This window comes from bacterium, assembly GCA_016708025.1.
In the GTDB taxonomy this organism is placed as follows: Bacteria; Zixibacteria; MSB-5A5; order GN15; family FEB-12; genus FEB-12.
The window spans coordinates 178,265-202,708 of sequence record JADJGQ010000002.1; the positions used below are offsets into that span (position 1 = coordinate 178,265).

The window sequence follows — 24,444 nt, forward strand, 5'->3', positions numbered from 1 at the left end:
TGAAAAACAACGCAGAACAAACCATGGTCAACAGGCAGAACAAGCGTATGATGGTGGCGTGACGCATAAATCCTCGCAACTTGCGGTTGGTGTCCTCTGACACACAGTGAGGAGTGTATCGGTCTGGAATATGTCGTGGTTGAACAGCCGGCGAAGTAGTCCGGCCTTTGATACTCAAATAGGGAAACAATTCGCGTTCTGTCAAGGTAATACTGAGGAGCTCTATCCACGTTTCCCGACAGATCAACCCGCCTAACCGACACCTGGACAACCAAATCGACCATTCTAATCTTCGCGCATCTTCTCCAATATTTCTGTTGCGCCGTTTCCCACCGGCTGTATTTTGCATCTGCCTATATGAAACACACCATTGCCGACAACCTCCGCGAACTGCGCGGACAAATTGCCGAGGCATGTGAAGAATTCGACCGCGACGCTGACGAGATTACCATCGTCGCCGTGACCAAAACCTTCCCCTCCGACATCATCAAAAAATCCGTCGCTGTCGGTCTCTATGATATCGGCGAATCCAAGATCCAGGAAGCTGAGACCAAGATCACCGAGGTTGGACATATCGCCCGCTATCACCTGATCGGCCACCTCCAATCCAACAAGATCAAAAAGGCCGTCCAGCTTTTCGATGTGATCCAGTCGGTTGATTCTTTCGAACTGGCTAAAGAGATCAGTCGACGGGCTGGCGAGCTGGATCGCGTGATGGAATGCTATATAGAGGTCAACAGCTCTGGTGAACCGCAAAAGTACGGCATCGCGCCGGACCGGACCATTGACCTGGTCAAACAAGTTATCGAATTGCCCCACATTAAGTTATCCGGACTTATGACGGTCGGGCCGCTCACCGATGACCCCGATACGGTCCGCGACGCCTTCCGCATGGTCCACGAGCTCTTTCATCAGGCGCAGGAATCGGCGGGTGAACAGTTTGATGTTTTGTCGATGGGCATGTCCGGTGACTTCCCTCTGGCTATCGCAGAGGGGTCCACGATGATCCGAATCGGCAGCGGGATTTTCGGTCCTCGCGGGACCAAAGGTAATACGCTGTCCGACAGCGAGTAAAAGCTCTTTCTGCTCCTCAACTCCGACACAATTTCCCTCCTCCCAAGGTTAAGCTTTTCTCTTTTTTGTTCGATATATCCAGTAAATACAACGATCTGAACAACTTCAGGCGGTGTGCGCCAATTCGTTCACGCCGTCGGTTTCAGGACTCATAAAGAAGAGAGAAGGACCATGGAGTTAACACCCAACGACATCCGGAATTTCGAGTTCCCCGGCAAAGTCCGCGGCTATGACAAAGACGCCGTTGACAACTTCCGCGAACAGGTCGCCCTCACTCTCGAACATGTCAAACAGGACAACCTGAAACTGTCGATGGAAATTGAATCGCTCAAAACCCAATTGACCGGTTTGAAGCAATTCGAAGATGCCATTAAAAATGCTGCCATCGATGCCCGCCGTAATGCCGACTCAACCATGGCCGGAGCCAAAAAGGAAGCTGAAGAGATCATCGCCAAAGCGCAGGCCGAGGCCGACAAACAGACTTCCCATCTCGATGAACAGAAAACCGCTCTCCAGGCCCAGGTTGCCAAACTCGAACTGCTCAAGAAAACTTACCTCTCTAAATTACAGGGCCTGATCCAGTCGCATCTCGAGTGGGTCCAGGAAATGACCAAGTCGGAGCTTCCGGCTCAGGAGATCGACCAGATCTCCGTTATGCCGATGCAGCCGCCAAAACAGACTGCCGTCTCTGAGCGTCTGCATGTTGAGTCCCGCTCCGAGATCACCACGAAATCACGCGAAACGATCGCCACTCAGCCGCCTAAAGAACGCGCTCCCCGGACCGAAGATGCCAACGCCGCCAGCCGAGTGGTCACTGTTGACCAGATCTCTTCTGAGGCCGACGCACCTAAATCGGATGCGCCGATCGATCCTGAATTGGCCGCCGCGTTAAGCAACTATCAGCACGCTGCTGATGCCGAGGGAAAACCGACCCAGCCAAAACGGAATAAAGAAACGACCCGGATCGATATCCCGTCCGAATATCAGGGAAAAGCATCCCAGCCCGATTTCCATGTTTCGACCGACAAAGTCGCTCGCGGCAATTACGAGCATGCAACAGTTAATATCGATGAACCGGTGGATGAACCGGCCGAACCTGTTGTTGCAGCAACCCCCGCGGTTGCGCCCGATCCAAACTCACTCGCCAACGTGCTCGACAATGTCGTGCACAAATTCGAGGAAGAGATGGACAAGGCCGCCCGCAGCTAAGATAGTGAAATGTGATTTTCCTGCGCGTTTAAGCGCTTCATGACTAGCAGTTGATCAGGTAGAGACCGGCGAAGCAATTCGCCGGTTTTTTTTTGGGCTTTAGTTCAGGAACTTCACCCGAAGGGCGTCGACGCCGGTTCCTGACAAACATCCTTCCTATAATGCCTCATTCCGCGCAGGCGGGAATCCATCTTCTTTTCGTCATCGCGAGCCTTGCCCGGCAGTGGACGGACATTCTTTGCGCGGCAGACGTCCCCGTCTGCCCGTCCTACACCGCCCCGTATTACAACTCTCACTACTCCCGGACCCACCCCCATTAATAGAGGGGAGAAGCGAGGTCAGATGCCTTTCTCTTTCGCCAATCAGAAAATCGATCACTCCTCCCAAAGCATCAAACCGCTTCCCCGCAACAACATGATCATTCCAGCCCGGCATCCCCTTATAAAGCGTACCATCACTTTTGTGCGAGATATGATTGCCCGTCACGCCCGCGCACCGTATTTTTCTCCCATGTCGGACAAACGCCAACTCAAAGACCTTCGCTCGGTCGGCCCCGCGATGCTCGAGGATTTTCAGAAACTCGGGATAACATCGGTTGCACAGCTAAAGTCGAAAAACGCGCAAAAGTTGTATGACCAACTCTGTAAGATTGCGGGTCAGCGGATGGACCCTTGTGTCCTCGATGTTTTCTCCTGCGCTATCGCCCAGGCCAAAGACCCACAGCTTCCCGCCGAACAGACCGACTGGTGGTTCTGGTCGAAGATCCGCAAACAGCGGAAGCACTAGCCTCTTTGGCCGTTGCATCGGCTTAGTCAACTCGGTTATACTATCTCCATGTCCAGCACCTATTCCATGCCGCTTATCTATGACATCGCGTTCGGCGACCGGAATGTCGAAGGGGAATGCGATTTCCTGCTGAATGCATCAGAGATCCATCTCGGCCGACCGGTTGAATCCGCGCTGGAACTTGCCTGCGGACCGGGAGCGCATTTCAGAGCGATGGCCAAGACCGGCATTCTCTCAGACGGCATGGACCTTTCTCCCGAGATGGTCGCCTACGCCAATCAGCTTGCCGCCAAAGAGAGGTTGACCGCGACGGCGTTCGAGGGGGATATGCGGCAGTGGGCCGCTCCGCGAAAGTATGACCTCGCCTATTGCCTGCTGGTCTCGTTTGCCCATCTGTTGACCAACGACGATATTCTCGCGCATTTCAGTTGTGTGGCGAATCTGCTTTCGCCCGGCGGTATCTACATTATTTCCCATGCACACCCGCGCGATTTTTATGGAAGCGGTGAGCCCTCGATCGAGCGGACCTGGGTCGCCGAGCGGGATGGGATCACGGTGGAGACCGACTGGGGAGGGGAGAACCAACGCTTCGACCCGCTGGCCGAGATCGATGAACTGACTATCAGCTATACGGTCACGACCGATGGGAACAGCGAACGGTTTGAGTCGACGGAGCGTTTGCGCCGCCTTTCGTATCAGACCTTCCTGGCGTTGATCAAACAATCGGGAAGATTTGAACTAGCCGCGACATATGGGGATTTCGATATCGGCCGCCGCCTGGACTCCGATGACTCCGTCCGCCTGCTGGCAGTGCTCCGAAAAATCTGAATTTTCACTGACAGCAGCTGTCAGTGGGGGGTTGTATATTTTTCATAGCGACAATTGAGACATCCGAAGTATGATTTCGCGGGATGGCTGGCGAGATCGGTAAGTGATTGCATCGTAGGAAATGTGGGGATATCTTGTAGTGATGTTGTACTCCGTGGGACATTCGAACCAGACGCTGGAAGCGTTTGTTGCGCTGCTGCATCGGCACCAGATCGAGCTGTTGGTCGATGTACGTACTTCTCCGCGCTCCGGTTTTGTGCCGCAGTTCGACAAGGTGGTGCTTGAGAACAAGTTGCCCGGCTTCAAGATTCGCTATCGCTACATGGGAGATGTTTTGGGAGGGCGTCCGGATGGTGCGGAGTATTACGATGCCGATGGACGCGTGCTTTACTACAAACTTGCCCGCGCCAGTTTCTTCGTCACCGGCCTGGATACGCTGACGATGCAGGCCGAAAAGGAACGCACGGTGATCATGTGCAGCGAGGAGGATCCCTCGGTTTGTCACCGTCATTTGCTGATCGGCCATGTTTTGTATGAGCAACAAATCGACTTACAGCATATTCGGGGGAACGGGCTGATTGAGCCGTACAGTGGGCTGGCTTCGAAAGAGGAATCGGCTCATCCGGAGCGACATCAGGAAGATCTGTTCGGGAATGCGAGGGAGCTTGAATGGAAATCTATACGATCGGTTTTGCGGGGAAGTCAGCCGCCGAGTTCTTCGGACTTCTGAAGTCGGCAGGCATTCGACGGTTGATCGATATCCGGTTGAACAATAGTTCGCAATTAGCCGGATTCACCAAGGTTGACAATCTACCGTATTTTCTCAAAGAGCTTTGCGATATCGATTATGTGCATGAGCCTTTGCTCGCTCCCACCAAAGAAATCCTCGACAGCTATAAACATGGCGAGATCGAGTGGGCTCAGTTTGAGCAAAAGTACCAGGAACTTCTGGTGGAGCGACGAGTCGCGGAGGTTCTGGACAAAGCGTTGTTTTCGAGTCGCGCTGTGATGCTATGCAGCGAATCGACGGCCGACCAGTGTCACCGCCGTTTAGTGGCGGAATACCTGTCGGAACATTGGGGAGACATTCAGATCAATCATCTATAGCATCCCTGGGGAGGGAGCATGGAAGTCGTCATCAGTCATCTTACGCGGATGAATCCGGGGCACGTGTGTGCGGCCGGATTTGATCCGGCCACATTGCGCCCAATTCGCCCGGTCCTTGAGCGACCGCAACTTCTGCCCGTACGTTTATGCCAGGGGAGGCCGCCTCGCTTGCGTGTTCGCTCTGTCCTTTATCTGCATTCACCCAGGCCGTGCGGTGAAAAGCCGGAAGTTGAGGATCACGAGTGTCTGCTGGGACATCTCGTGGAGAAAAAGCAATTGCTGCACTCCGAACTCTGGCCGATGTTGACCAAAATGGTCAAACCGGGATTGCAGGCAATCTTCGGGAAGGAGCTTCAGCCCACGGGCAAGACTTTTTCAACTCCGGCCCATGAAGGTGCGGGTTCACTTGGATATGTTCATCCGGTGTACCGTTTCCGGCTTCATCTCGAGATGGATCATTTCGAGAATGAAGAACGCCTGAAGCTCCGGTATGTGGTGCACGACCGGACATTTCATTTGCCGGTAACCGACCTTCGGTTCTATTCGCTCCCGGATTTTCGCATTGATCAAAAGGCGGTGAATGCCGTCAATGGGTTATTTGAGGGTACGGAAGACGTCATACTTGCGGTTGGACTGACCAGGCCATTTATGGAGAAGCACTGGCTCCAGGTAAATGGCATTTATCTTGAGAAGACGGAATGGGAGGAGCTGTTGGTAAGATAGCGAGAGAAGAGGGTGATGCTCATTCGTTAGTGCGCGTGATGCGCTCCATAAACTCCGGTCGTTCATTTTCTAGGGCTCCGGGCGGTGTCGTTGTCGCGGATCCCCTGGCATAAAAGCTCGAAGGGCGGAGATTCTTTGCCCATTGAGAGCTGGCCTTAAGACTTGGGCGGTGCTCGCGAGGTCGGCGGTACTTGCCTCACCCCCCTCCTGCCCCTTCCAGGCAAACCAAATCGTCCCTATTGCCCCGCAGATGAAAGCGACCATGAAATTCGTCGACGGGGAGATCAGCCACAAAAACGCTCCGCCGAAGGCTGCGATCGAGACGATCGAGTCGCGGATAAGATAGTACAGCCCGAACATCGCGGCCTCGCGACCCTCCGGCGCAAGATCCATGATCATCGCTTTGCGGGTCGGCTCCCCAAACTCCTTCAGTCCACGCACGACAAACGCGACAACCAGCATCCAGAAAGATTGCGAGAACAAAAGCACCAGCGGGAACAACGTGAAATTGATAAACGTCATCACCACAAACGGCTTCTTGCTCGTTTTGTCCGCCCAGTAGGCGACCGGAATATAGCAGAGGACCGCAACCACCATCTCGATAGTGGTCAACAGCCCAAACTCGAGCGCGCTGACCGGGTGAATCACTTCTTTCATCGCCCAGACTACGACAAAAGCGTATGGGATCTGTTCGGCAAAACGGATCAGGATATCGGCGACGAGTAGGTGCTTCAACTGCGGCGACATCAATCGGAACATCTTGAGCGGATTTTTCTCCGCATTCCCGTTGCCTTTGTCGGCGCCAGATGCGTCATCCTGAATCAGGATCTGCTGGATCACTGCGGCGATGATCGCCATCAGCAGCGCAGCGCAGAAGGCGAGTCGCACGCCGGTTGATTCTCCCCATCCGGCGATAAAGAGACCGCCGACCACCGGGCCGAGTGCCATGGGGATCCGTCGAACCAGCGAGTGGACCGAAACGCCCATTGTCCGTTTTGATTTCGGAAGCAGTTTGGCGACCAGCCCCATAGTGGCAGGGAGCGAGATGGCTGTCCAGGAGAGAAAAAGGATCGAGCCGCCGATCACCGCGTAAACCGATGGAACCAGAATGACCACCAGAAAGCCGGCCATCGCCATCAGGTTGAAAATCAGCAGCGCGCGTTTAGTGCCGAAACGATCCGAGAGATAGCCGCCAGGGAAGGAGTAGAGTGCGGAGAGAAGATTGTCGAGGCCATTGAGCAGACCGATCGCAATTGCACCGCCACCCAGCGCCAGGATATAGATCGGCAGAAACCGCTCCGCCATTTTCTCTCCCATGCCGACCAGAATCACCATGGAGAGAAGCGCTACCATCCCTTGCTTGAGCGCGAAAAAGTCGATCGCGCGCCGCGCGAAAGATGGGGATACTTCAGGGAGTCGTTCCGGCATACCTGCAAATAAGCTGTTTTGATAGCGAAACGACAAGCAGTGGTTCAATCCGCACGCAGAAAACCGGCTGGCGGAGCTCTGTTATCCGGTTTCAGGACAATCAGTTTGAACGGACAAGCGGCTGCCAGTTCCGAGCCTCGAAAAGTCCGTTTTCCCTTGCCATGCCCGCTAAACTAGACTAGGTTTCCTGCGCGAAGGCGGGAATACTCCTGCCTTCTCTGCTAACCGGAACGAAGGATGGTGAATGGAGTTTTTGCAGTCGGTCATCGACGTTTTCCTGCATCTCGACCAGCATCTGCTTGAGATCATCCAGACCTATGGGACCTGGACCTACGCCATTCTGTTCGCTGTCATTTTCTGCGAGACCGGACTGGTGATCACGCCGTTCCTTCCGGGAGATTCTCTTCTGTTTGCCGCTGGCGCACTGGCGGGAGCCGGGGCGATGCGGATCGAGATCATTTATCCGCTTTTGGCACTTGCCTCGATCTGTGGAGACTCGCTCAATTACACGATCGGCCGCAAACTGGGTGACCGGATTCTCAAGAGCAACAGTAAAATCCTCAAACGGAAGTATGTCGACAAAACTCAGCAGTTTTATGATAAGTACGGCGCCAAAACAATGGTCGTCGCACGCTTCGTCCCGATAGTCAGGACCTTCGCCCCGTTCATGGCCGGGGTCGGCAAAATGCCGGTACGCAAATTCGCCTTATATATAGTCATCGGCGCGGGCCTCTGGGTTTCGTCCTTTGTCTGGATCGGCTACATTTTTGGACAACATCCGTTCGTCAAAGAGCATTTCAGTCTGGTCGCGCTAGCGATTGTGGCGATCTCCGTGATTCCAATCGCATTCGAGTTTGTGCGGCATCGGTTCGGAAAGAAGACTGCGGAGAAAGAGAGCTGATCGATGGATAGCCTGACCAATCTGCTGGCTGGCAATCACCTGTTGTTGTTATTCATGGTGATCGGCTTGGGATACTTGATCGGCTCGATCAAGATCTTTGGCTTTAATCTCGGCGTAGCCGCGGTCCTTTTTGTCGGCATGGCCTTCGGCGCTATTGACCCGCGCCTGCAACTCCCGGAATATATCTACATCATCGGTCTGGTGCTTTTCGTCTATGCGATCGGTCTGCAAGCCGGCCCAGGATTTTTTGCGTCCTTCCGCTCACACGGCCTTCGCTTTAGTCTGCTGGCAGTTACTCTGCTTGGCATTGGAGGGCTCGTCTCCGTTCTCCTCTGGTGGCTGATGGATTTCTCTGCCCCCCAGACCGCCGGTCTTTTCTGCGGTGCTTTGACCAATACACCCGCCCTTGCGGCTACCATTGAAGTCATCAAGTCGATGGCCGAGCAACTGCCGGCCGGTTCTGCCGAGCTGTTCGCCGCGGTGCCGGTGGTCACGTACGGCCTCGCGTATCCGTTCGGTGTGTTCGGCGTCATTCTCTACTTTTATATCTTCACCAAGCTGTTCAAAGTTGATCTGGCGCACGAAGAGGCCCAGCGGCTGCAGGAAGCCGGCGAAGAACGGATCTTCAGTGTCACTTATCGCATCACCAATCCGGCGATCATTGGACGCTCTATCGAGAAAGTCCTCGCGTCATTTGGCCATACCGGTTTTGTGTTGAGCCGTATCAAGCGTGGTAACGATATTCAGGTGGTTCAACCGACCACCATCATTCAATCCAATGACCTGATTGTAGCGGTCGGCTCAGAGCGTGGTCAGGAAATAGCCCGGCTCCTCTTTGGCGAAGAAGCCAGCGAGCATATTCCGGAACAGCGCGATGACATGAGCTACCGGCGCGTTTTTGTTTCGAATAAGGCGGTGATCGGCAAAACGATCGATGAGGTCCGCGCGCTGGAACCATTCCAGGGAGCGATCACCCGCTTACGTCGCGGCGATGTAGAATTTGTACCGACCCAATCGACTATTCTCGAACGCGGCGACCGTATTCTGGTAGTCTCGCGTCGCGAGGATGCCGACAAGGTGGCCGAGTTTTTCGGCGATTCGATCAAGTCGATCTCCGAAGCAGATTACCTTTCCCTCTCGCTTGGTATTGTGATCGGTGTGTTTGTCGGGATGATCCCGTTCCCTCTACCGAACGGCATGACTTTCAAGCTCGGCTTTGCGGGTGGACCACTGGTGGTCGGTTTGATTCTCGGACGTCTCGAGCGGACCGGCCCGATCATCTGGGGAATGCCGTTTAACGCCAACCTGGTGCTTCGCCAGATCGGCCTCGTCTTTTTCCTCGCGGCAATTGGTACCCGCGCCGGACAGGGATTTGGCACCACTTTCCACGAGGGAGGCTGGAGCCTGATCCTCGCTGGCGGCCTGATAACGACGACTGTGACCATACTGACAATTTATCTGGGGTATCGCTATCTGAAACTTCCGATGGCGGCCGTGATGGGGATGATGTCCGGGATGCAGACGCAGCCGGCCTGTCTCGCGTATGCAAATCAACAATCCCAGAATGAACTTCCGAATATCTGGTATGCGACTGTCTATCCGGCCTCAATGATCGCCAAGATCGTGTTGGCCCAGATCATTGTTTCACTGCTGATCATGCTCAGTTGAAACGGCGTTAGACTTTTCCCAGCACATAGATCGACCAGGGGGAGAGGCGCGTTTCATTCACCCACTTGAATGGTTCGGTCTCGTGCGCCAGCGGCTGGTGCAGGTCGATCACTTCAAGTGAGGCCTGCTCGTAGATATCACGGTACCCTTCATCCGTCCAGAGAACATCTTCGACCGGTCGACGGTCCTCGACATCGGTCATGACGATCTTCACCCGATCTCCCAGCTTGGCAAACCTGTTCTCCGGAAATTCCTTGGTGGTGAAGGATGCCCACTCATGGGTGTAAATCTCCGGTGCGGAAACCAGATTTATGATTCGGCCATCGTCGGCCAAAATCGAGGCTAGCTGAGTAAAGAGATTGAATTTCTTCTCTAGTGTCGGGACATTGTCGAATGTAAACGCGGCCAGGATCAGATCGAAATGGTATCCGGCAAGGAGCTCAAGAGGAGAATCATTCACCAACAGATATTTGCCGGAGCGATCCTTTGTTTGCGCAAGCTTGAGCATGTCGGCCGAAATATCAACGCCGATCGTCTCAAAGCCGAGCCCCTTAAGAAAACGGGTGGAGCGACCGGTCCCACATCCAAAATCAAGTGCCCGTTTCCCGCTCACATGCGTGGCAAAAAGTGTCGGGAGATCCCGGTATGCCAGATAATAGGTGCCGGGAAACTCCAGTCGCGCGTATGCTTCGGCGCGCTGCGCATCCTGATATACATTCTCGAAATCCATCGCACTCATGATACGTTTCTGTCCGGACTCAGGTTTATCATTTTGAGCTGTCCGCAATGGGTAACGGGATCTTCCTGGACGATACGGCGGAGTCCACCTCCGCTGGCTGAACTGTCGGCTTCACCGTGACTGAGTCCGTGCCGGACGGCGGCGCAGAGACGCTGGGCGTCGCCTTAAGCAGAGAATCTATCTTCCTGCTAACCAACTGGGAAAAAAGCAGTTCGCGCCCCAGATCCTGTTCAAACACCGTCAGGTAATGGAACAGATCATCCGATGTTATGTTATTGGCTTGCATAAGGGAATCACGATAGCTGAGGAACTTCGCTTTCTCCTCGCGATATGTCGCCGAGGCAAGCCAGACCTGCGCGGTGACCAGTGCATACTGATTATCGATCGCTGTTGCCTTTTCCTGCTGCGCGCTCGTTATTCCCTTCCAGGTAAACCAACCGAGAAGGATGACCACGATCGGAAGTAGCCGTTTGAGCCAGATCATAGTTCTTTCAACTTTCGGTTGCCATCCGACGTACAACATCTACATTATGGGTCGATAGTAGCAACATTTCAACTTTCGTACGGATATGGACTTACAACTCACTTACCCAATAAAGCGTCGCAAAAGCCGCGCTGTCAAGATTGGTGATGTCCTGATTGGGGGCGGTTTTCCGATTGCCATCCAGTCTATGACCACCACGGACACCCGCGATGTGGACGCGACAGTCGGCCAGATCACTCAACTCTTTGATGCCGGCTGCGATATTGTACGCATTTCCGTCCTCAACCACCAGGCAGGTGACTGCCTGAAAGCGATCAAGGACCGCGTCCCCAACAAGCCTATCGTCGCCGATATCCATTTCCAGTATAAGCTGGCGCTCAAAGCGATAGAGGCCGGTTTCGACAAGATCCGCATCAATCCGGGGAATATTGGCGCTGAGTGGAAAGTCCGCGAAGTTACCCAGGCGGCCAAAGATAAAGGAGTGCCGATCCGAATCGGCGTCAACTCCGGTTCACTCCCGAAAGACTTGCTCGACCAGTACGGCCACGATGATCCCCGCGCTTTTGTTGAGGCGGCCCTGCGCGAAGCTGCCATTCTCGAGGATATGAATTTTCAGGATATCGTTCTTTCGGTCAAGTCGACCAATGTGAATATCGCCTTTTGGTCGTACCATCTCCTGGCCCAGCGATGTGATTACCCGCTGCATATCGGCATTACCGAGGCGGGAATTCTGGAGACCGGCACGATCAAATCATCCGTCGGCATCGGAGCGATTCTTCTAACCGGCATAGGCGATACGATTCGCGTTTCCCTGGCGGCTGACCCGATCCATGAACCGCGTGTCGCCAAACAGATATTGCAGAGCTGCGCGCTGGTCAACGAAGGAGTCGAAGTGATCGCCTGTCCGACCTGCGGACGTTGCCAGATCGACATGATCCCGCTGGCTGAGTCAATCTCTGCCAAGACCCGCCATATCAAAACGCCGCTCAAAGTTGCGGTGATGGGGTGTGCGGTGAATGGCCCCGGTGAAGCTGCCGCGGCCGATGTCGGCATTGCCGGCGGCGCAGGGAAGGGGATCCTGATCAAAAAAGGGGAGATCGTCGCGCGGATGGATGAAGCCGATCTCGAGCGAAATCTGCTCGATGAGATCGAAGCCATGACCGGCGAAAAAATTCCGCGATAAGCGATTCGTTTTAGATCACCGCATTCTTGAACACTGTGACCGGCAGACGAACTCGTCTGCCGATTCTCTTTCAGCTCACGCCAGTCCTCGAAACTCCGTTGTCACCAAAAAAGCCGGCGGGGCTTGTCGCCTCGCCGGTCCTTGTATATCAAAAGGTGAGGAGCAAACATCCGTGTCTGCCCTCACGCACGCCTGGTTATCTCGGCATCCCTAGTTTCAACTGCGCTTCATGCAATTTCATCCGGCGCGAGATGATATCTTTTTGCTTCGAGGCCAGTTTCTGTGTCGATTCAGCTCTTTGCTGTTGTAGTTTCAGCAATCTAACTTCGAGTTCGCGGAGCACCTGTTGCGAGGTGGTAAGGGTCAGATCGCCGGCTCCGGCCGCGTTGAGCGAGTCGAACTCTGTCCGCTTGCGGACCAGTTCGGTTTCAAGTTGCAGAGCCGTGAAATCTATCTCCGCCCACTCGGCATCCGCCTTGGCTTCGTCCACCTCGGTCTTACGAAGATCCTTCAACTTGTTAAGCAGATTGATCGCCTGTTCGTTGGCCTTTTTTTCGATCTCAAGTGCCATCACCTCGGTCTCTCTTTTTGCCTTCTTGGCTTCGTTTTTGCGACGGTCAACATCGCCGAGAGTGACTTTACGCCCCTCGATCGTGCCGTCTACCTGCGCCAGGCGGGTCTCCGCCTGAACACGGCGATAATCAGCCAGTTGCTTCCCCGCTCTCGCATTCTCCATATCGTTATTTATCTCATCTACGGTGCGGGTCGGGATCACAACCATCCGCGGATCAGTCAACATTGATAACCGCTGCTCCTGCGCGTTCGTCATTGAAGCAGTCGACAAAACTACTCCAGCCAGAAGTAACATCACCGGTGATACACGAGCCAATTTACCAAATGTCATTCTCTATCTCCTTTGTGCCGTTATATACGGTACGACTTCGTTCAACGTGAAAACTATTCCTCGTTTATCCACATTCTTGAACGCTGTACGTGGGGAGTTGTTCCGCGCAAAGAAAATGCGCTGCCATCTTAAACAGTGACACAACAAGGAGATCGCCGCTACAGACAAGCAACATGCCTGCTTCTATACCCGCGGACACACGGGCCACTCATGCGGAATACGCTATATCTCGCCCAATCTCTTCACAAAATCCTCGACTGTTAACGCTGGGAGCGAACAGACTGAATCAATACAGACATAGCCGCGCGTGGCGCCATCGGAGGATTTCCTGCCTTCAAACAACGGGCCCTCTGCCTGCGCATGCGAAGCGAACGCGATCACTCGATTGGGCATAAACCGCTTGTATGCCTCCGCCAGCATTCCATCGCGCACTTCTCCCTCGCCCACGATCACTATCTCGATCTTGCGCGAAAGCTGGAAATCAACCGCAAACAGCGCGGAGGTCATGCCGCTTGGATACCGCGCCAATAGACCGGAAAGAAAGCGCAAGCCACGCTCCGCCATCTCCTGCATCTCTTTCCGTTCGGTCAGACGGTGCAGTTTGAGCAGGTTCAACAGCATCACCGACCCGGGCGCCGGCATGGAACCATCCGTCTCTTCTTTGGGTCTGAAGATCAGATCTGGCTGGTTATCCGGTCGGAGATAGAATGCTCCGTCTGCATCCATAAACTGTCCTGCCTTCTCTGCCAGGATCAGGGCAAACTGGAGCCATCGGTTGTTGTCGCCGCTGTTGTCGGACTCATACAGGTCGATCAATCCGCGGATATAGTATGCGTAGTCCTCGAGAAATTCACCGCTTGAATGAACTGCTTGACGATACGCATGCGTTAAGGCACCGTCGCGGAACAGCTCGCGCTGTACAAATTCGGCATTGCGGATCGCCGCCTCGAGATAGCGCCGCTCACCGGTCACCTGATACCCTCTGCAGAGTGCGGTGACAGCCAGCCCATTCCACGAGGTCAGGATCTTGTCATCGGTCAAGGGACGGACACGTCTACTGCGGGCCTCGAACAATCTCTCTTTGGCACGCGCCAGAATCTCTCTTAACTTCTCTTCGCCGACAGAGACCTCCATCCGATCCGACTGCAACGTAACATGCAGGATATTCTCCCCCTCGAAATTCCCAATCGTCGTCGCATTGTAGTATTGGATCACCGTGTCGGCATCTTCACCGAGAATCTCTTTTAGCTCGGCTATCGACCAGACATAATATTTCCCTTCGACTCCCTCGGAGTCGGCATCCAGCGCGGAATAAAAACCGCCGGATGGATCCGTTAATTCCCTCAGGATAAAGTCGAGTGTACCGCGTACCGTATCGCGATAAAGCTCATTTTCGGAGACCTGGTACGCTTCGACGTAGGTCGGTACGAGCAGCGCATTATCATACAGCATCTTCTCAAAGTGCGGCACCAGCCAGAATGCGTCGGTTGAGTAGCGGGCGAAGCCGCCACCGATCTGATCGTATATGCCGCCGCGGGCCATTGACGCCAGCGCCTTTTCGGCCGCCAGCATAAACGTCAGATCCCCCGACCGCCTGCTGAAACGAAGGAATAGCGACATCTCCAGCGGATGCGGGAATTTCGGTGCCGCCCCGATTCCGCCATGCGCATGATCGAAATTCTGCATCAAATAGCCCACCGCCGCCGTCAGCATCCCTTCATCCAGCCGCGTCCGGTCGCCGGTCATATTGACATGCCGGTAGATCTCATCGTAGATCGCATCGGCCGACTCAACTACCTGCGCCTTGCTTTCCGCATATGCACTCGCCAATTCGGTGATGATATGCAGAAATCCGGGCCGCCCCCCTTGATTGTCCGGCGGAAAATAGGTCCCCGCAAAAAACGGCCTCAGGCTCGATGTCAGAAAAACCGACATCGGCCAGCCACCATGGCCGGTCATCGCCTGCGTAAAGGTCATATAGATGTGGTCAATATCCGGGCGTTGCTCGCGGTCAACTTTGATACAGATGAACTTTTCGTTGAGAAGATTGGCGATCGCTTCATTCTCAAATGACTCTCGCTCCATCACATGACACCAGTGGCAGGCCGCATACCCAATAGACAGAAAAATCGGCTTATCTTCGGACTTTGCCCGCTCGATCGCTTCATCCCCCCACGGATACCAGTTGACCGGATTGTGCGCATGGCTCAGCAAATAGGGTGAGCTTTCGTTGATCAAATGATTGGTATGTGGAGATCCGGCGGTCATGCTCTTCTCTTTCGGGTCGAAGGTTGATTCTCACCCAGCATAACCGGTTAGGTAGGCAGGGTCAACTCCATACGGAGCTACAACAATGAGCCGGGGGGAAGGTTTCGGGGATTTGTGGCAGCGATATTTCAGCGAGCGTCGAGAATGGTCGAAAACGTGGCCGACAATGAAAGCTTGAGAAACGGGATCGTTCGGTCATCGGACTCGATATGCCCGAAATTCGTGATCCGATTGAATCCGGCCTCTATATCATAGGCCGCGACTGAGCGAAGATACCCCTTGAGCCCGACTGAAAGACTCATCGACTTCTCAACAATGCCGGTCGGGAATGGCTCATCATAACTGCCATCCTGATTCAGCCAGGGCTCTGACCATTCGGCTGCGACTGAGCCTTCTCCCTGGCGCATATAGGAGAAGTTCAGAGAGGCGACAGTCAGTTCTCCAAACCATCGAAGTAAGCTTACATCGGTCAGATCGTAATCATTTCCCATCGCCGCGCTGATCAGGTTGTTCTTGAAAAGGTATCGATTGCGGGGGAGATCCTGATTAAATGTCCAGTTGGTAACCCGGCTATATTCCATCTTGAGGTCCAGCGATGGTGCCAGATCTGCCAGGTAACCGCCGATCAAGAAACCGATCTCATTCGGCTCCTGATCCGACTGCGACTTGCTCTCGACCTGCATATCGTCGATCATGAGTTGCCCATAGAAATGGTATCCGGTAAATGGCTTGATCGAAAAGTCGAATCCGACAAACGTATTGTCGTTACTTCCCTCATTCACCTGCGAGCCATGGAAAAAGATCAGCGGGTTGAGATAGTATAGCTCGATCTGACGTCCCTCGCCACCGAAGACCACTGTTTCAAAGAGGCCGACACGGAGCCGTTTGGAGAGATGAATATCCAGGCGATGCCCCGCGAAATATCTGTTTTCGATCACCTGGCTGCTGTCATTGACCCATCGCTTCAACGGGTCGAGCCTCGCCAAACGATATGAGAGGGTTAGTCTTCCCCAGCGGTAGCTATAACCGAATCCATCAAGCGGGCTGTTTGGTCCAAGCACGAGTGAATTCTGTGTCCCCCAGAATGAAGCAAACCGGCCGGCTGTCAGGTCGAATCTCTCGGTTTGCCAATGAGCAAACGCATGTTCCACATCGCCCGCCAGACCGCGCCATTTTTTGCCGAGATATCCGGGGTCATTGGCCAGTTCTTCATCGAGGAGGAAATTTCCATAAACAAAGAGATGTTTCGTGGGTCGGAACGCCAGCCCTCCGCGGATTGCTTCGTAAGCAAGCGGGCGCGATTGCCGCGCAGCACTGAAATTCTCGCCGAGTGAAGAAAACAAACTCAGGCGATAATCAGCCAGTTCATTCCATGAAGAGTAAGGTGTACCTGTCAGGTTGAATTTGTCGATCGGATAAGGTCCAAGCTGATAGTCAAATCGATTGAGCGTCAGTGCCCGATCGCGTGCCATCCGGTCGTACAATAACGAAGTTGACTGTTGTCCTGCGGGAATTAAACCCGGCGCGGCGATCGCCGATGCGGCAAGCAACACCAGTCCGGCAATTCCGCCTTTGAACAGAGCATTCAATGGCCGGACCCTTTCAACACTGTCGGGACGGTCTTCAGGAGTATCTTGGCGTCCAACATCAGCGACCAGTTATCGATATATTCAAGGTCGAGTCGCATCCAGTCCTCAAAGTCGATCGCATTCCGGCCATTCACCTGCCAGAGACAGGTCAGCCCCGGTTTGACCGAGAGTTTGCGTCGTTGCCAGCCCTGAAATTTGGAGACCTCTGCCGGAAGTGGCGGGCGTGGCCCGACCAGCGACATATCGCCGGCAAGGATATTGAATAATTGGGGGAGTTCGTCGATCGAATATTTGCGCAGGAATTTCCCGAAGTGGGTGATGCGGGGATCGGCTTTGATCTTAAAGACCGGTCCGCTCATCTCATTCTGCGCGGCCAGATCGGCCTTTCGTTTTTCTGCATCGGTACACATGGTCCGGAATTTGTAGAGCGGGAATCTCCGGCCGTTTAATCCAGAACGTTCCTGCTTGAACAGGATCGGACCGGCAGAATCCAGCTTGATCGCAATTGCCACTGCCAGCATGATGGGAGAGGCGAGAATGATCCCGATCATCGCTCCGATCCGGTCGACCAGCGCTTTGCCCAACAGGGAGATCTTCCGTTCCGAGGTCGTCCGGTAAACCAGTGTTGAGAAGCCGTTCAAATGGGCCAGACCCGGGCGAGCCAGGGTCGGTTGATAGATGTCAGGCATCAGGTAGATCTCGACACCCGTCCGTTCAGCAACCTGAAACAATTCGGCCGACCGAGGGATATCATCGGGCTCCAGCGCGAGAAACAGCGCATCCACCTGTCCATCGATTATGACTCGCTCAAGGCAGTCAGGATGGCCGATAAGGGGGGCATCATGGTAACGCCAGAATCCGGTTTTGTGATAGTCGAGAAAACCCAGCAGATGCGTGCCGAGTTCCGGCGCATGCATGATGGCATCGGCCACCTTGAATGCCCTGGGTCCGGTACCGGCGATCACCGCGTGACGCTCGTACCGTAAGGGCTTTTCAGTTTTTCTAAGTCTCGTGATCCAACGAGAGACAACCTGAGTGGTCAGGAACAGCCCGGCCTGACCGGCCAGGTTAATTGTGACAAAAAGACCAGCGGCAACTCGCCCGATCGGCCATTCCATGGCAAAACAGGCGGCTATAAAGATCAGCGAGATACCGACCTCTTCGACGATCATCGCTTTGACATGAGTCCGCAGCAATCGAGTTTTCAGTACTGAGCGATACTGCTTACGGAATGCGATCACAAACCGTATCCCGATCAGCGAGACCATCGCTTCGAGTAGCCACCCTCCCGACACCGATACCAGATTAACAGCAGCGGCCAGCGATACCAGGGAGACAACGATCGCTCCGGTTTCGCCGCACAGCAGCAACCAGAGCTGACGAAAATCGTTCTTGGCTCGCCGTTTCGGTTGGTCGGCCATTGATATCAGGGGGGTCTGTGTTGAGCGCTCATTAGATTGCTCAACTCTGACCGTCTGGCGCAATGGTTCGCCGAGAGGGTTGGAAAAATTGTCGACTTCGCCGGGCGGCGAAAGCGTAGCCGTCCGGCTGGAATGATTCGTCTGCTCTATCCGCGACAGTGCGTTGACACGATTAGTCATCAGCGATCTCCGCCTTGAGTCTATCGGTTACGGCAACTGCCGGTTATTTGGTGACCTGCTTCTGTCTGTTTCCTCGCGTGCGCACGGAACGCGGCTGTTCAGAAACCGTCTCGCGTACCGAACGGCGCACCGGCATCGGGTCTTCTACCACTGTTTCGCTTGGACGCTTGAGCGTCGTCAACCGGACATCCACACCGGCCACGCGATAATTGTCCAGCGGCATGCGGGAGAACGCGTTGATCAACTGCTCATTGTTGAACTCGGACTGAACCTGGTAACGGAGATATCCTTTGAGTTGCGGGTAGCCATCCAGATTGTCGAACGGAATACGCATCTTCGCCAGATAATTGCCGGTGGCGACCACATCGGCGACTCGGATCAAAAGGAAATCCGCCGCGCTGATGCGATTCTGGATCCCCATCCGGGTCAGGACAGTCGAGATACGGAGCATTTCGTCATGCAAGCCGCGCAAGCGGTTGACCAGCACTTCGTCATTGCTCATCGCGGTCGACAGTAATTTGTATTTGGTAGCGCTCACGCTGCTGACATGCATCCGCTCTGCCAGGTGTTCGACGATGGTCGGAGAGCCGATCAGGAATCCGGAGTCGGATGAACCAACGCCAAATGACGCCGTGAACGACCGCAATACCACGACATTGGCATAATTCTGCAACAACGGCAGCGCGGTGATGCCGTAATAGTCGAAATAGTACTCGTCGACGATCAGTATCCCTTCCGGGATCCGTTCGATCAGTTGGCGCAGATCATTCAGGCCAACATTGGCTCCGGTGATTCGATTGGGATTGGCTATGTAGACGACATCGCGTGGCGAGGTTATCGCGCCGGCGATCGTATCGCAGTCGATCGAGAACGGGGAGACACACAGCGTCTCGTGGATCGATTGATTGGCCCGGTCGGCCGCGATCAGAATATCCGGGGAGAGGTGCCCTCCGCCGACCATGCGGCTTGTGCCTCGAGTTACCAGTGAGACTAATTCAGGAAGGAATTCGTCGAAATCCATGAAGGGGTAGATCGATTCTGGGGTCACCATCAAACGATGGCCGAGCGTACGGGTCAACTCTGTGACCTGGCTCTCTGTGACCGTCGGGATTGTACGCATCTGTCAGATCCTTCTTTCAACATCCATGTTGGGTTTTCTCTCCTTGATGTATCTCAAGTGCCATGCCGAAAGTGCGACAAATCCGGTAAGGATCGTTAACCCCTTGTATTTCAAAGTGAAACAGGAGTGAAACAGTGAGGCCAACTCGTGCGTGCGCTCCTCACACGCAAACAATTGAGAACTTTTTTCTGTCACACGCGGAAGTTTCTTCGCCACGACAACCCGGCACAAAAAACCATCGGAGCGACTTGTCGGTCGCTCCGATGGCGGTAGGAAGGTGAGAGTGTAGAGAAAGAATACTGCTAAGAGAAAAACATCTTCCTTATAACTTGTCTATCACGAGCACGGTCGTGAGTACGCTCGAGGTTGCAGCGAGTGCGGTGGTCGCGGTTCTCAGCCAGTTCGATTCCTTTTCAATCTTTGCCGGCACCACGATCACATCCCCCTCTTCAACTCGTTTCCCCAAAACATCGCCGCCGGAGTAGACGGCACCATTGGCTTTGATCAGGCGAGTCCCTTTTTTGTCGGCTCGCGGAGTGAAATTTCCCGCCTGGCGCACGTAGTGTCGCACATCGTGCCCACCAGCGTATTTGATCGTTCCAGTCGCGCCGACCGCTCCCACCACCGTGATCCCTGACGGCCGCGGCGGGATATGGATCTGATCTCCGGGCTGGAGTACCAGATCGCCTAGTTCTCCGTCCGAGGCCAGTACTTTATCCAGATCGATAATGATCCGGTTCACCTGAGTGGAATCATAATTGACGATCAGTTCGGTATGCAGACGTCCCAGCGAATCCTCAATGATAGGCGCGCTGTTCTCCAGCACTTTGGCCACCTGCATCTGATCCAGCTTCCGATTGATCGAACGACGTTCAAAGATCGCTCCTTTGGGGAACGCATTGCTGGTGAATCCGCCGACTCGTCTGAGCAGGTTCGAGAGTGTTTCGTCCCGCGACGACATCACGTACTCGCCCGGGAACATCACCTCACCATCGATCCTGATCGTGCGGTGAAGGCGCCATTCCGGAATGGTCCGTACGTACACCCGGTCATCCTCATCCAGCACCGAGGCCAGACTGACGGAATCCGTCAGGTTGACATACTCAAGACTGACTTCGCCCAATGAATCGATCCGCGCGATCTCTCCCTGAAGTCGGGATGCCGCACGCGTATAGGAACCGGCGAGAAAGATCAGGTCTCCCACCGTCATCTGGTCATAGAGTGGATAGATGCCGGGGCGGTCAACTTCACCGCCGATGAACACCGTCCGCTCACGTTCGACATCCTGTATCCGATAGACATAGAGAGAGTCGCGATCGGTCAGCATGATATTTTGAGTGGAATCTCCCGCCAGGATAGCGGTCAGACTGATCGGGATCACCTCGACCCGATAGTCAGCAAAGCGACGGAACAGGTCGGCGCGATCGAAATAAACATCGTAATCCTGAAGTTCACCGCGCAACACCAGGTCAAGAACACGGGTAGCTTCGCCACGCTCGTATACTCCCGGATGTTTCACCTGACCGGCCACCGAGACCACGTTTTTCTTGAAATCAAAGATAGAGTAAACGGTCATCCGGTCGCCATCAGTCAGGGCGATATCGGTAAGTTTGGGTCCGGCCGTGGCGTTGAGATTCAGATCTCGAACCTCCCATGCCCCTTTGGGGGTTATCCGTTCCAAAAGCACTCGATCGAGATGGGCCTGGGGCAGAGCATTCCCTGCCAGCTTGACCAGCTCGAGCGAGGTCTCATTGTGGGTCAGTTCATAAATCGCCGGACGGCGGATCTCACCGCGAATACCGACACGCGGGCCGGCCACCGGAACGAAAATTGCATCGCCTGATTCCAAACGAAGATCGGAGCGATTATCTCCCTCCAAAAGAAATTTGTAGAGGTCCATCGATACAACCTGCTTCCCGCCGCGCATCAATCGGATATCGCGCATCGACCCGTTTTCATTCGGACCGCCCGCGAGATACAGTGCGTTAAAGAGCGAGGTGAGCGAGGATACAGTGTACGCGCCGGGATGATTCACTTCGCCGGTCAGATAAATGCGGATCGACCGGATCTTTCCCAGCGAGACATTCAATTGAAACTCTGAATAGACCTGACTGAAACGATTGTGCGCGTAGTCGCGAAAGTCATCCAGCTTTTTCCCCCAAACCGACAATTCGCCCACCTTCGGGATGAAAACTTTCCCTTCCCGATCGACAGTCAAATTGTATTCCCCTTCGACTCGTCCCCACAAGCTGATAACAACGTTGTCTCCGGGACCCAGAATGTAATCACCCGCGGAAGCGATATCATCCGGAGGCGCACTCTCGCGAGGGCCGGCAAATAGTTCGAGACCGAATGGCCGCAATTCTTCAAACGACGGCAGATCATCTGCCGGCGAATTCTGATTGTCGGCCTTCACCGTCGGCAATGGCCTTCCAGTCGCATCCAGCGGCTGTGCTTTGCTTTTCGGCTTGGTTGCAGTCTTTGGCGGCTGGCTTTCAGGAAGCCGAATCACCGAAGTGCTGTCATACATGTCGGGGGTTTCGTACGTAGTAGTCGAAGTCTGACTGCGCGCCATTGATTGGTACTTCTGGAGCAACGCGGCCTTGTCATCTTCGCTCATCTGGCCCAGATCCTGGGCATGAGCCTTGGTGAACCAGTTCAGGGAAACCAGTATGATCACCAGGATAATGAGTAGAAGCAGTTTCTTCATTGTCACCTTCCTCTAGCAACTTTCTCGCGACATCCTGTCGCACTCTCGCCTGAGGCTATAGCAAGGTCGATGCCGGGACTCGTCGCACTCCCGTAACCGTATGTTGGGTAGCGTTATAGAGAGGGCGTTCGCTCGTGTGGGCAGACGACCAATGCGACCAGTTCGGGCAGCTTTTACCTGAGATGGTGGAAAACTCTTCCGAATATTCTCTCTGGGCGGTGGAAAATCGGCGAAGGTCAGCTGGCTCTTCTCCTGCCGTTTGGCCGGAGTAACCGTAACCGGTTCAAGTGAGTTGAGATTTCTTAAGTTTAGAGAGTGGTCTGCCCAGAGATTCTTTTCACGAACCAGCCCCCTGTGCGTCTCTCAAAAGAGGAGATAAGTAGCGAACGTATAGTGGGTTATTCGCTCCATGCCGGACCAAAATCGGTCCGATGCCCCTTGACAATTCCACCCCCCCACTGTACCTTGCCACTCTGTTTTTTTAGAATGATAGGCGCACACGAGTTGGGTGTGCATGTTGGTGAGCTACGTTAGAGTTAATGAATAGATTGCCACGGAATGCGTCCCGCCGCACACGAATGTGTGTCCTGTTTAATTCACTGAGAATCAATGGTATTTGTATAGCTCATGGAGACTAGGATGGGGATTCGTCGAATTGCTGTTACTTCAGTCCTGGCCCTCGCCCTGCTTGGCTCGTCGATTCTGGCCGCTGGTTTCGAAAATACCGGCGTCGGCGTTAAAGCCCGCGCAATGGGTGGGGCGTTCCGCGCTGTTGCGGACGATTGGAGTGCCGCTATGTACAACCCGGCCGGATATGCCTTTCTCGAGGACAACCAGGTAGGTGGCAACGCTGCCTTCCTTCACCTGCGCAACGAATTGACGCCGAACTACCGGATCGATGGCCAGTATGAACTGGGGGTATTCAACGACGTCACCATGTACAACCAGCATGAAGTGCTCTCCAATCCGTCGGCCGGAATCGTCCTCCGCCTGCCGGTCTGGGGCGAGACCGTTTTCGGCTTCTCCGCCTATCAGCGCTTCGACTACAACATTAGCTGGCAGCTCTTCAGCCCGATTCGCGCGTACAATGACTCGGTCGACTCGTACTTGTCTACCGAACAGTACAGCAACAATCTGGATGTAGTTAATTTCCAGTTGACCGCCGCTCGCGAGTTCATCCCCGAGAAACTCTCGGTTGGAATTGGCTTGCAGCTCCAGCGCGCCGACTTGAAGTTCAACAACATCTATTTCCGCACTACCCCCATGACCGAAGACCCGTGGGTGGATGAGCCGTACCGCAAGATCCCCGAACTGACTACCCACGACGGTAACGGCTGGGGATTCGGCATCAATGCCGGTATGCTCTACAAGCTGAATGAAAAGACCAACGTGGCGGTCACCCTGGATCTCCCCTTGAAAGACATCACGATCAAGGGAGATGTTGCCCTCCAGTTCCTGATGCCGAAGATCAACGCCCTGCTGGTACCGGGATCTCCGATCGGACCGGGCGAGCTCGGCTATCTGTTTGCCAATGGCGAAAACATCGATCTGCCGGCCTCATTTGAGACCAAACTCAAACTGCCGCCGTCCATCGGTGTCGGCCTCGCCCGCACAGTAACTGAAAAGCTGACTGTGGCGTTTGATGCCGAATACACGGTCTGGTCTCGTTTCGACGGTTTTGAGTTCACCTATACTGATGTTCGGGACTTCCCGCCGATCACTGATGATCCGGCAACTGAAATTGCGTTCTTCTCCGAGAATCAGGAGAGCAAAGTTGAGTTCCGCAATACGATCAAAGCGGCACTCGGCGCGTCGTACCTGGCGCTTCCCTACCTTTCCCTGTTTGGCGGCCTCGCCTACGATCAGGGCGCCAATCGCGACGGTAACGCGTATATTCCGCAGTTTGATGATACCGGCGACAAGATCGGCGTGAGTGCTGGACTCCAGTTCCATGTTGATCGCTGGGACCTCGGCCTGGCTTCCAGTTATATCAAGTATGATGATGCGACCATTACGTCGCTGGACAAAGATCAGGATGACCAGTTTGAAGGGTTCCCTGGATCGTACAAAGCCGCAACCTACGAAACGATCCTGTCGTTCAACTATCGGTTCTAGGAGAGGA

Annotated in this window: 20 protein-coding genes; 11 read left to right on the forward strand and 9 right to left on the reverse strand. The window is 54.3% G+C overall.

The features are described 5' to 3' along the window. The first annotated feature begins 357 nt into the window (after nucleotides 1–357). From IPH75_07025 to IPH75_07055, 7 genes are all read left to right on the forward strand, one after another. On the forward strand, nucleotides 358–1,074 hold the full coding sequence (locus tag IPH75_07025) for a YggS family pyridoxal phosphate-dependent enzyme (GenBank protein ID MBK7141814.1): 717 nt from the start codon (nucleotides 358–360) through the stop codon (nucleotides 1,072–1,074). A gap of 171 nt (nucleotides 1,075–1,245) precedes the next feature. After that, nucleotides 1,246–2,283: a DivIVA domain-containing protein gene (locus IPH75_07030; GenBank protein MBK7141815.1), complete on the forward strand. Its 1,038-nt coding sequence runs from the start codon at nucleotides 1,246–1,248 to the stop codon at nucleotides 2,281–2,283. A gap of 510 nt (nucleotides 2,284–2,793) precedes the next feature. Next, nucleotides 2,794–3,069 carry a TfoX/Sxy family DNA transformation protein gene (locus IPH75_07035; GenBank protein MBK7141816.1) on the forward strand — a complete coding sequence of 92 codons (276 nt, stop codon included), beginning with the start codon at nucleotides 2,794–2,796 and terminating at the stop codon, nucleotides 3,067–3,069. A gap of 48 nt (nucleotides 3,070–3,117) precedes the next feature. After that, nucleotides 3,118–3,897 carry a class I SAM-dependent methyltransferase gene (locus tag IPH75_07040; protein MBK7141817.1) on the forward strand — a complete coding sequence of 260 codons (780 nt, stop codon included), beginning with the start codon at nucleotides 3,118–3,120 and terminating at the stop codon, nucleotides 3,895–3,897. Between the two features lie 142 nt (nucleotides 3,898–4,039). After that, a complete protein-coding gene (locus IPH75_07045) occupies nucleotides 4,040–4,627 on the forward strand; it encodes a DUF488 domain-containing protein (GenBank protein MBK7141818.1) in 588 nt (195 codons plus the stop codon). Then, on the forward strand, nucleotides 4,567–5,004 hold the full coding sequence (locus IPH75_07050) for a DUF488 domain-containing protein (protein ID MBK7141819.1): 438 nt from the start codon (nucleotides 4,567–4,569) through the stop codon (nucleotides 5,002–5,004). The genes IPH75_07045 and IPH75_07050 overlap by 61 nt, the downstream gene beginning before the upstream one ends. A 168-nt stretch (nucleotides 5,005–5,172) precedes the next feature. Beyond that, on the forward strand, nucleotides 5,173–5,727 hold the full coding sequence (locus IPH75_07055) for a hypothetical protein (protein ID MBK7141820.1): 555 nt from the start codon (nucleotides 5,173–5,175) through the stop codon (nucleotides 5,725–5,727). Nucleotides 5,728–5,796: 69 nt separating this feature from the next. Here IPH75_07055 and IPH75_07060 read toward each other — a convergent pair whose 3' ends face one another. Continuing rightward, on the reverse strand, nucleotides 5,797–7,155 hold the full coding sequence (locus IPH75_07060) for an MFS transporter (protein MBK7141821.1): 1,359 nt from the start codon (nucleotides 7,153–7,155) through the stop codon (nucleotides 5,797–5,799). A 244-nt stretch (nucleotides 7,156–7,399) separates the two neighbouring features. Here IPH75_07060 and IPH75_07065 point away from each other — a divergent pair, with 244 nt between their 5' ends. Both IPH75_07065 and IPH75_07070 read left to right on the forward strand, forming a co-directional pair. Beyond that, nucleotides 7,400–8,056 carry a DedA family protein gene (locus IPH75_07065; GenBank protein ID MBK7141822.1) on the forward strand — a complete coding sequence of 219 codons (657 nt, stop codon included), beginning with the start codon at nucleotides 7,400–7,402 and terminating at the stop codon, nucleotides 8,054–8,056. A gap of 3 nt (nucleotides 8,057–8,059) precedes the next feature. Then, on the forward strand, nucleotides 8,060–9,724 hold the full coding sequence (locus tag IPH75_07070; GenBank protein ID MBK7141823.1) for a transporter: 1,665 nt from the start codon (nucleotides 8,060–8,062) through the stop codon (nucleotides 9,722–9,724). 7 nt (nucleotides 9,725–9,731) lie between these two features. On the opposite strand, the gene IPH75_07075 is transcribed toward IPH75_07070, so the two are convergent. Next, nucleotides 9,732–10,454 carry a class I SAM-dependent methyltransferase gene (locus tag IPH75_07075; GenBank protein ID MBK7141824.1) on the reverse strand — a complete coding sequence of 241 codons (723 nt, stop codon included), beginning with the start codon at nucleotides 10,452–10,454 and terminating at the stop codon, nucleotides 9,732–9,734. 37 nt (nucleotides 10,455–10,491) lie between these two features. Continuing rightward, a complete protein-coding gene (locus tag IPH75_07080; protein ID MBK7141825.1) occupies nucleotides 10,492–10,947 on the reverse strand; it encodes a hypothetical protein in 456 nt (151 codons plus the stop codon). Nucleotides 10,948–11,032: 85 nt separating this feature from the next. Between IPH75_07080 and ispG the strand changes: the two genes are divergently transcribed. After that, nucleotides 11,033–12,130, forward strand: coding sequence for a flavodoxin-dependent (E)-4-hydroxy-3-methylbut-2-enyl-diphosphate synthase (gene ispG / locus IPH75_07085; protein ID MBK7141826.1), 1,098 nt, complete (start codon nucleotides 11,033–11,035; stop codon nucleotides 12,128–12,130). A gap of 196 nt (nucleotides 12,131–12,326) precedes the next feature. Here the strand turns inward: ispG and IPH75_07090 are convergent, their stop codons facing one another. From IPH75_07090 to IPH75_07115, 6 genes are all read right to left on the reverse strand, one after another. Further along, the gene (locus tag IPH75_07090) at nucleotides 12,327–13,034 is read right to left on the reverse strand and encodes a hypothetical protein (GenBank protein MBK7141827.1); all 708 of its coding nucleotides are present in this window, start codon (nucleotides 13,032–13,034) and stop codon (nucleotides 12,327–12,329) included. Between the two features lie 222 nt (nucleotides 13,035–13,256). Beyond that, a complete protein-coding gene (locus tag IPH75_07095) occupies nucleotides 13,257–15,302 on the reverse strand; it encodes a thioredoxin domain-containing protein (protein ID MBK7141828.1) in 2,046 nt (681 codons plus the stop codon). 128 nt (nucleotides 15,303–15,430) lie between these two features. Then, complete coding sequence (locus IPH75_07100) at nucleotides 15,431–16,891, reverse strand: hypothetical protein (protein ID MBK7141829.1); 1,461 nt, start codon at nucleotides 16,889–16,891, stop codon at nucleotides 15,431–15,433. After that, nucleotides 16,888–18,492 (reverse strand): sugar transferase, encoded by a 1,605-nt coding sequence (locus IPH75_07105; protein MBK7141830.1) that lies wholly within the window; start codon nucleotides 18,490–18,492, stop codon nucleotides 16,888–16,890. The genes IPH75_07100 and IPH75_07105 overlap by 4 nt, the downstream gene beginning before the upstream one ends. A 43-nt stretch (nucleotides 18,493–18,535) precedes the next feature. Continuing rightward, nucleotides 18,536–19,612 (reverse strand): aminotransferase class I/II-fold pyridoxal phosphate-dependent enzyme, encoded by a 1,077-nt coding sequence (locus tag IPH75_07110; GenBank protein MBK7141831.1) that lies wholly within the window; start codon nucleotides 19,610–19,612, stop codon nucleotides 18,536–18,538. A 322-nt stretch (nucleotides 19,613–19,934) separates the two neighbouring features. Next, a complete protein-coding gene (locus IPH75_07115) occupies nucleotides 19,935–22,322 on the reverse strand; it encodes an SLBB domain-containing protein (protein MBK7141832.1) in 2,388 nt (795 codons plus the stop codon). Between the two features lie 639 nt (nucleotides 22,323–22,961). Between IPH75_07115 and IPH75_07120 the strand changes: the two genes are divergently transcribed. Next, complete coding sequence (locus IPH75_07120; GenBank protein ID MBK7141833.1) at nucleotides 22,962–24,437, forward strand: outer membrane protein transport protein; 1,476 nt, start codon at nucleotides 22,962–22,964, stop codon at nucleotides 24,435–24,437. Nucleotides 24,438–24,444: the final 7 nt, after the last annotated feature.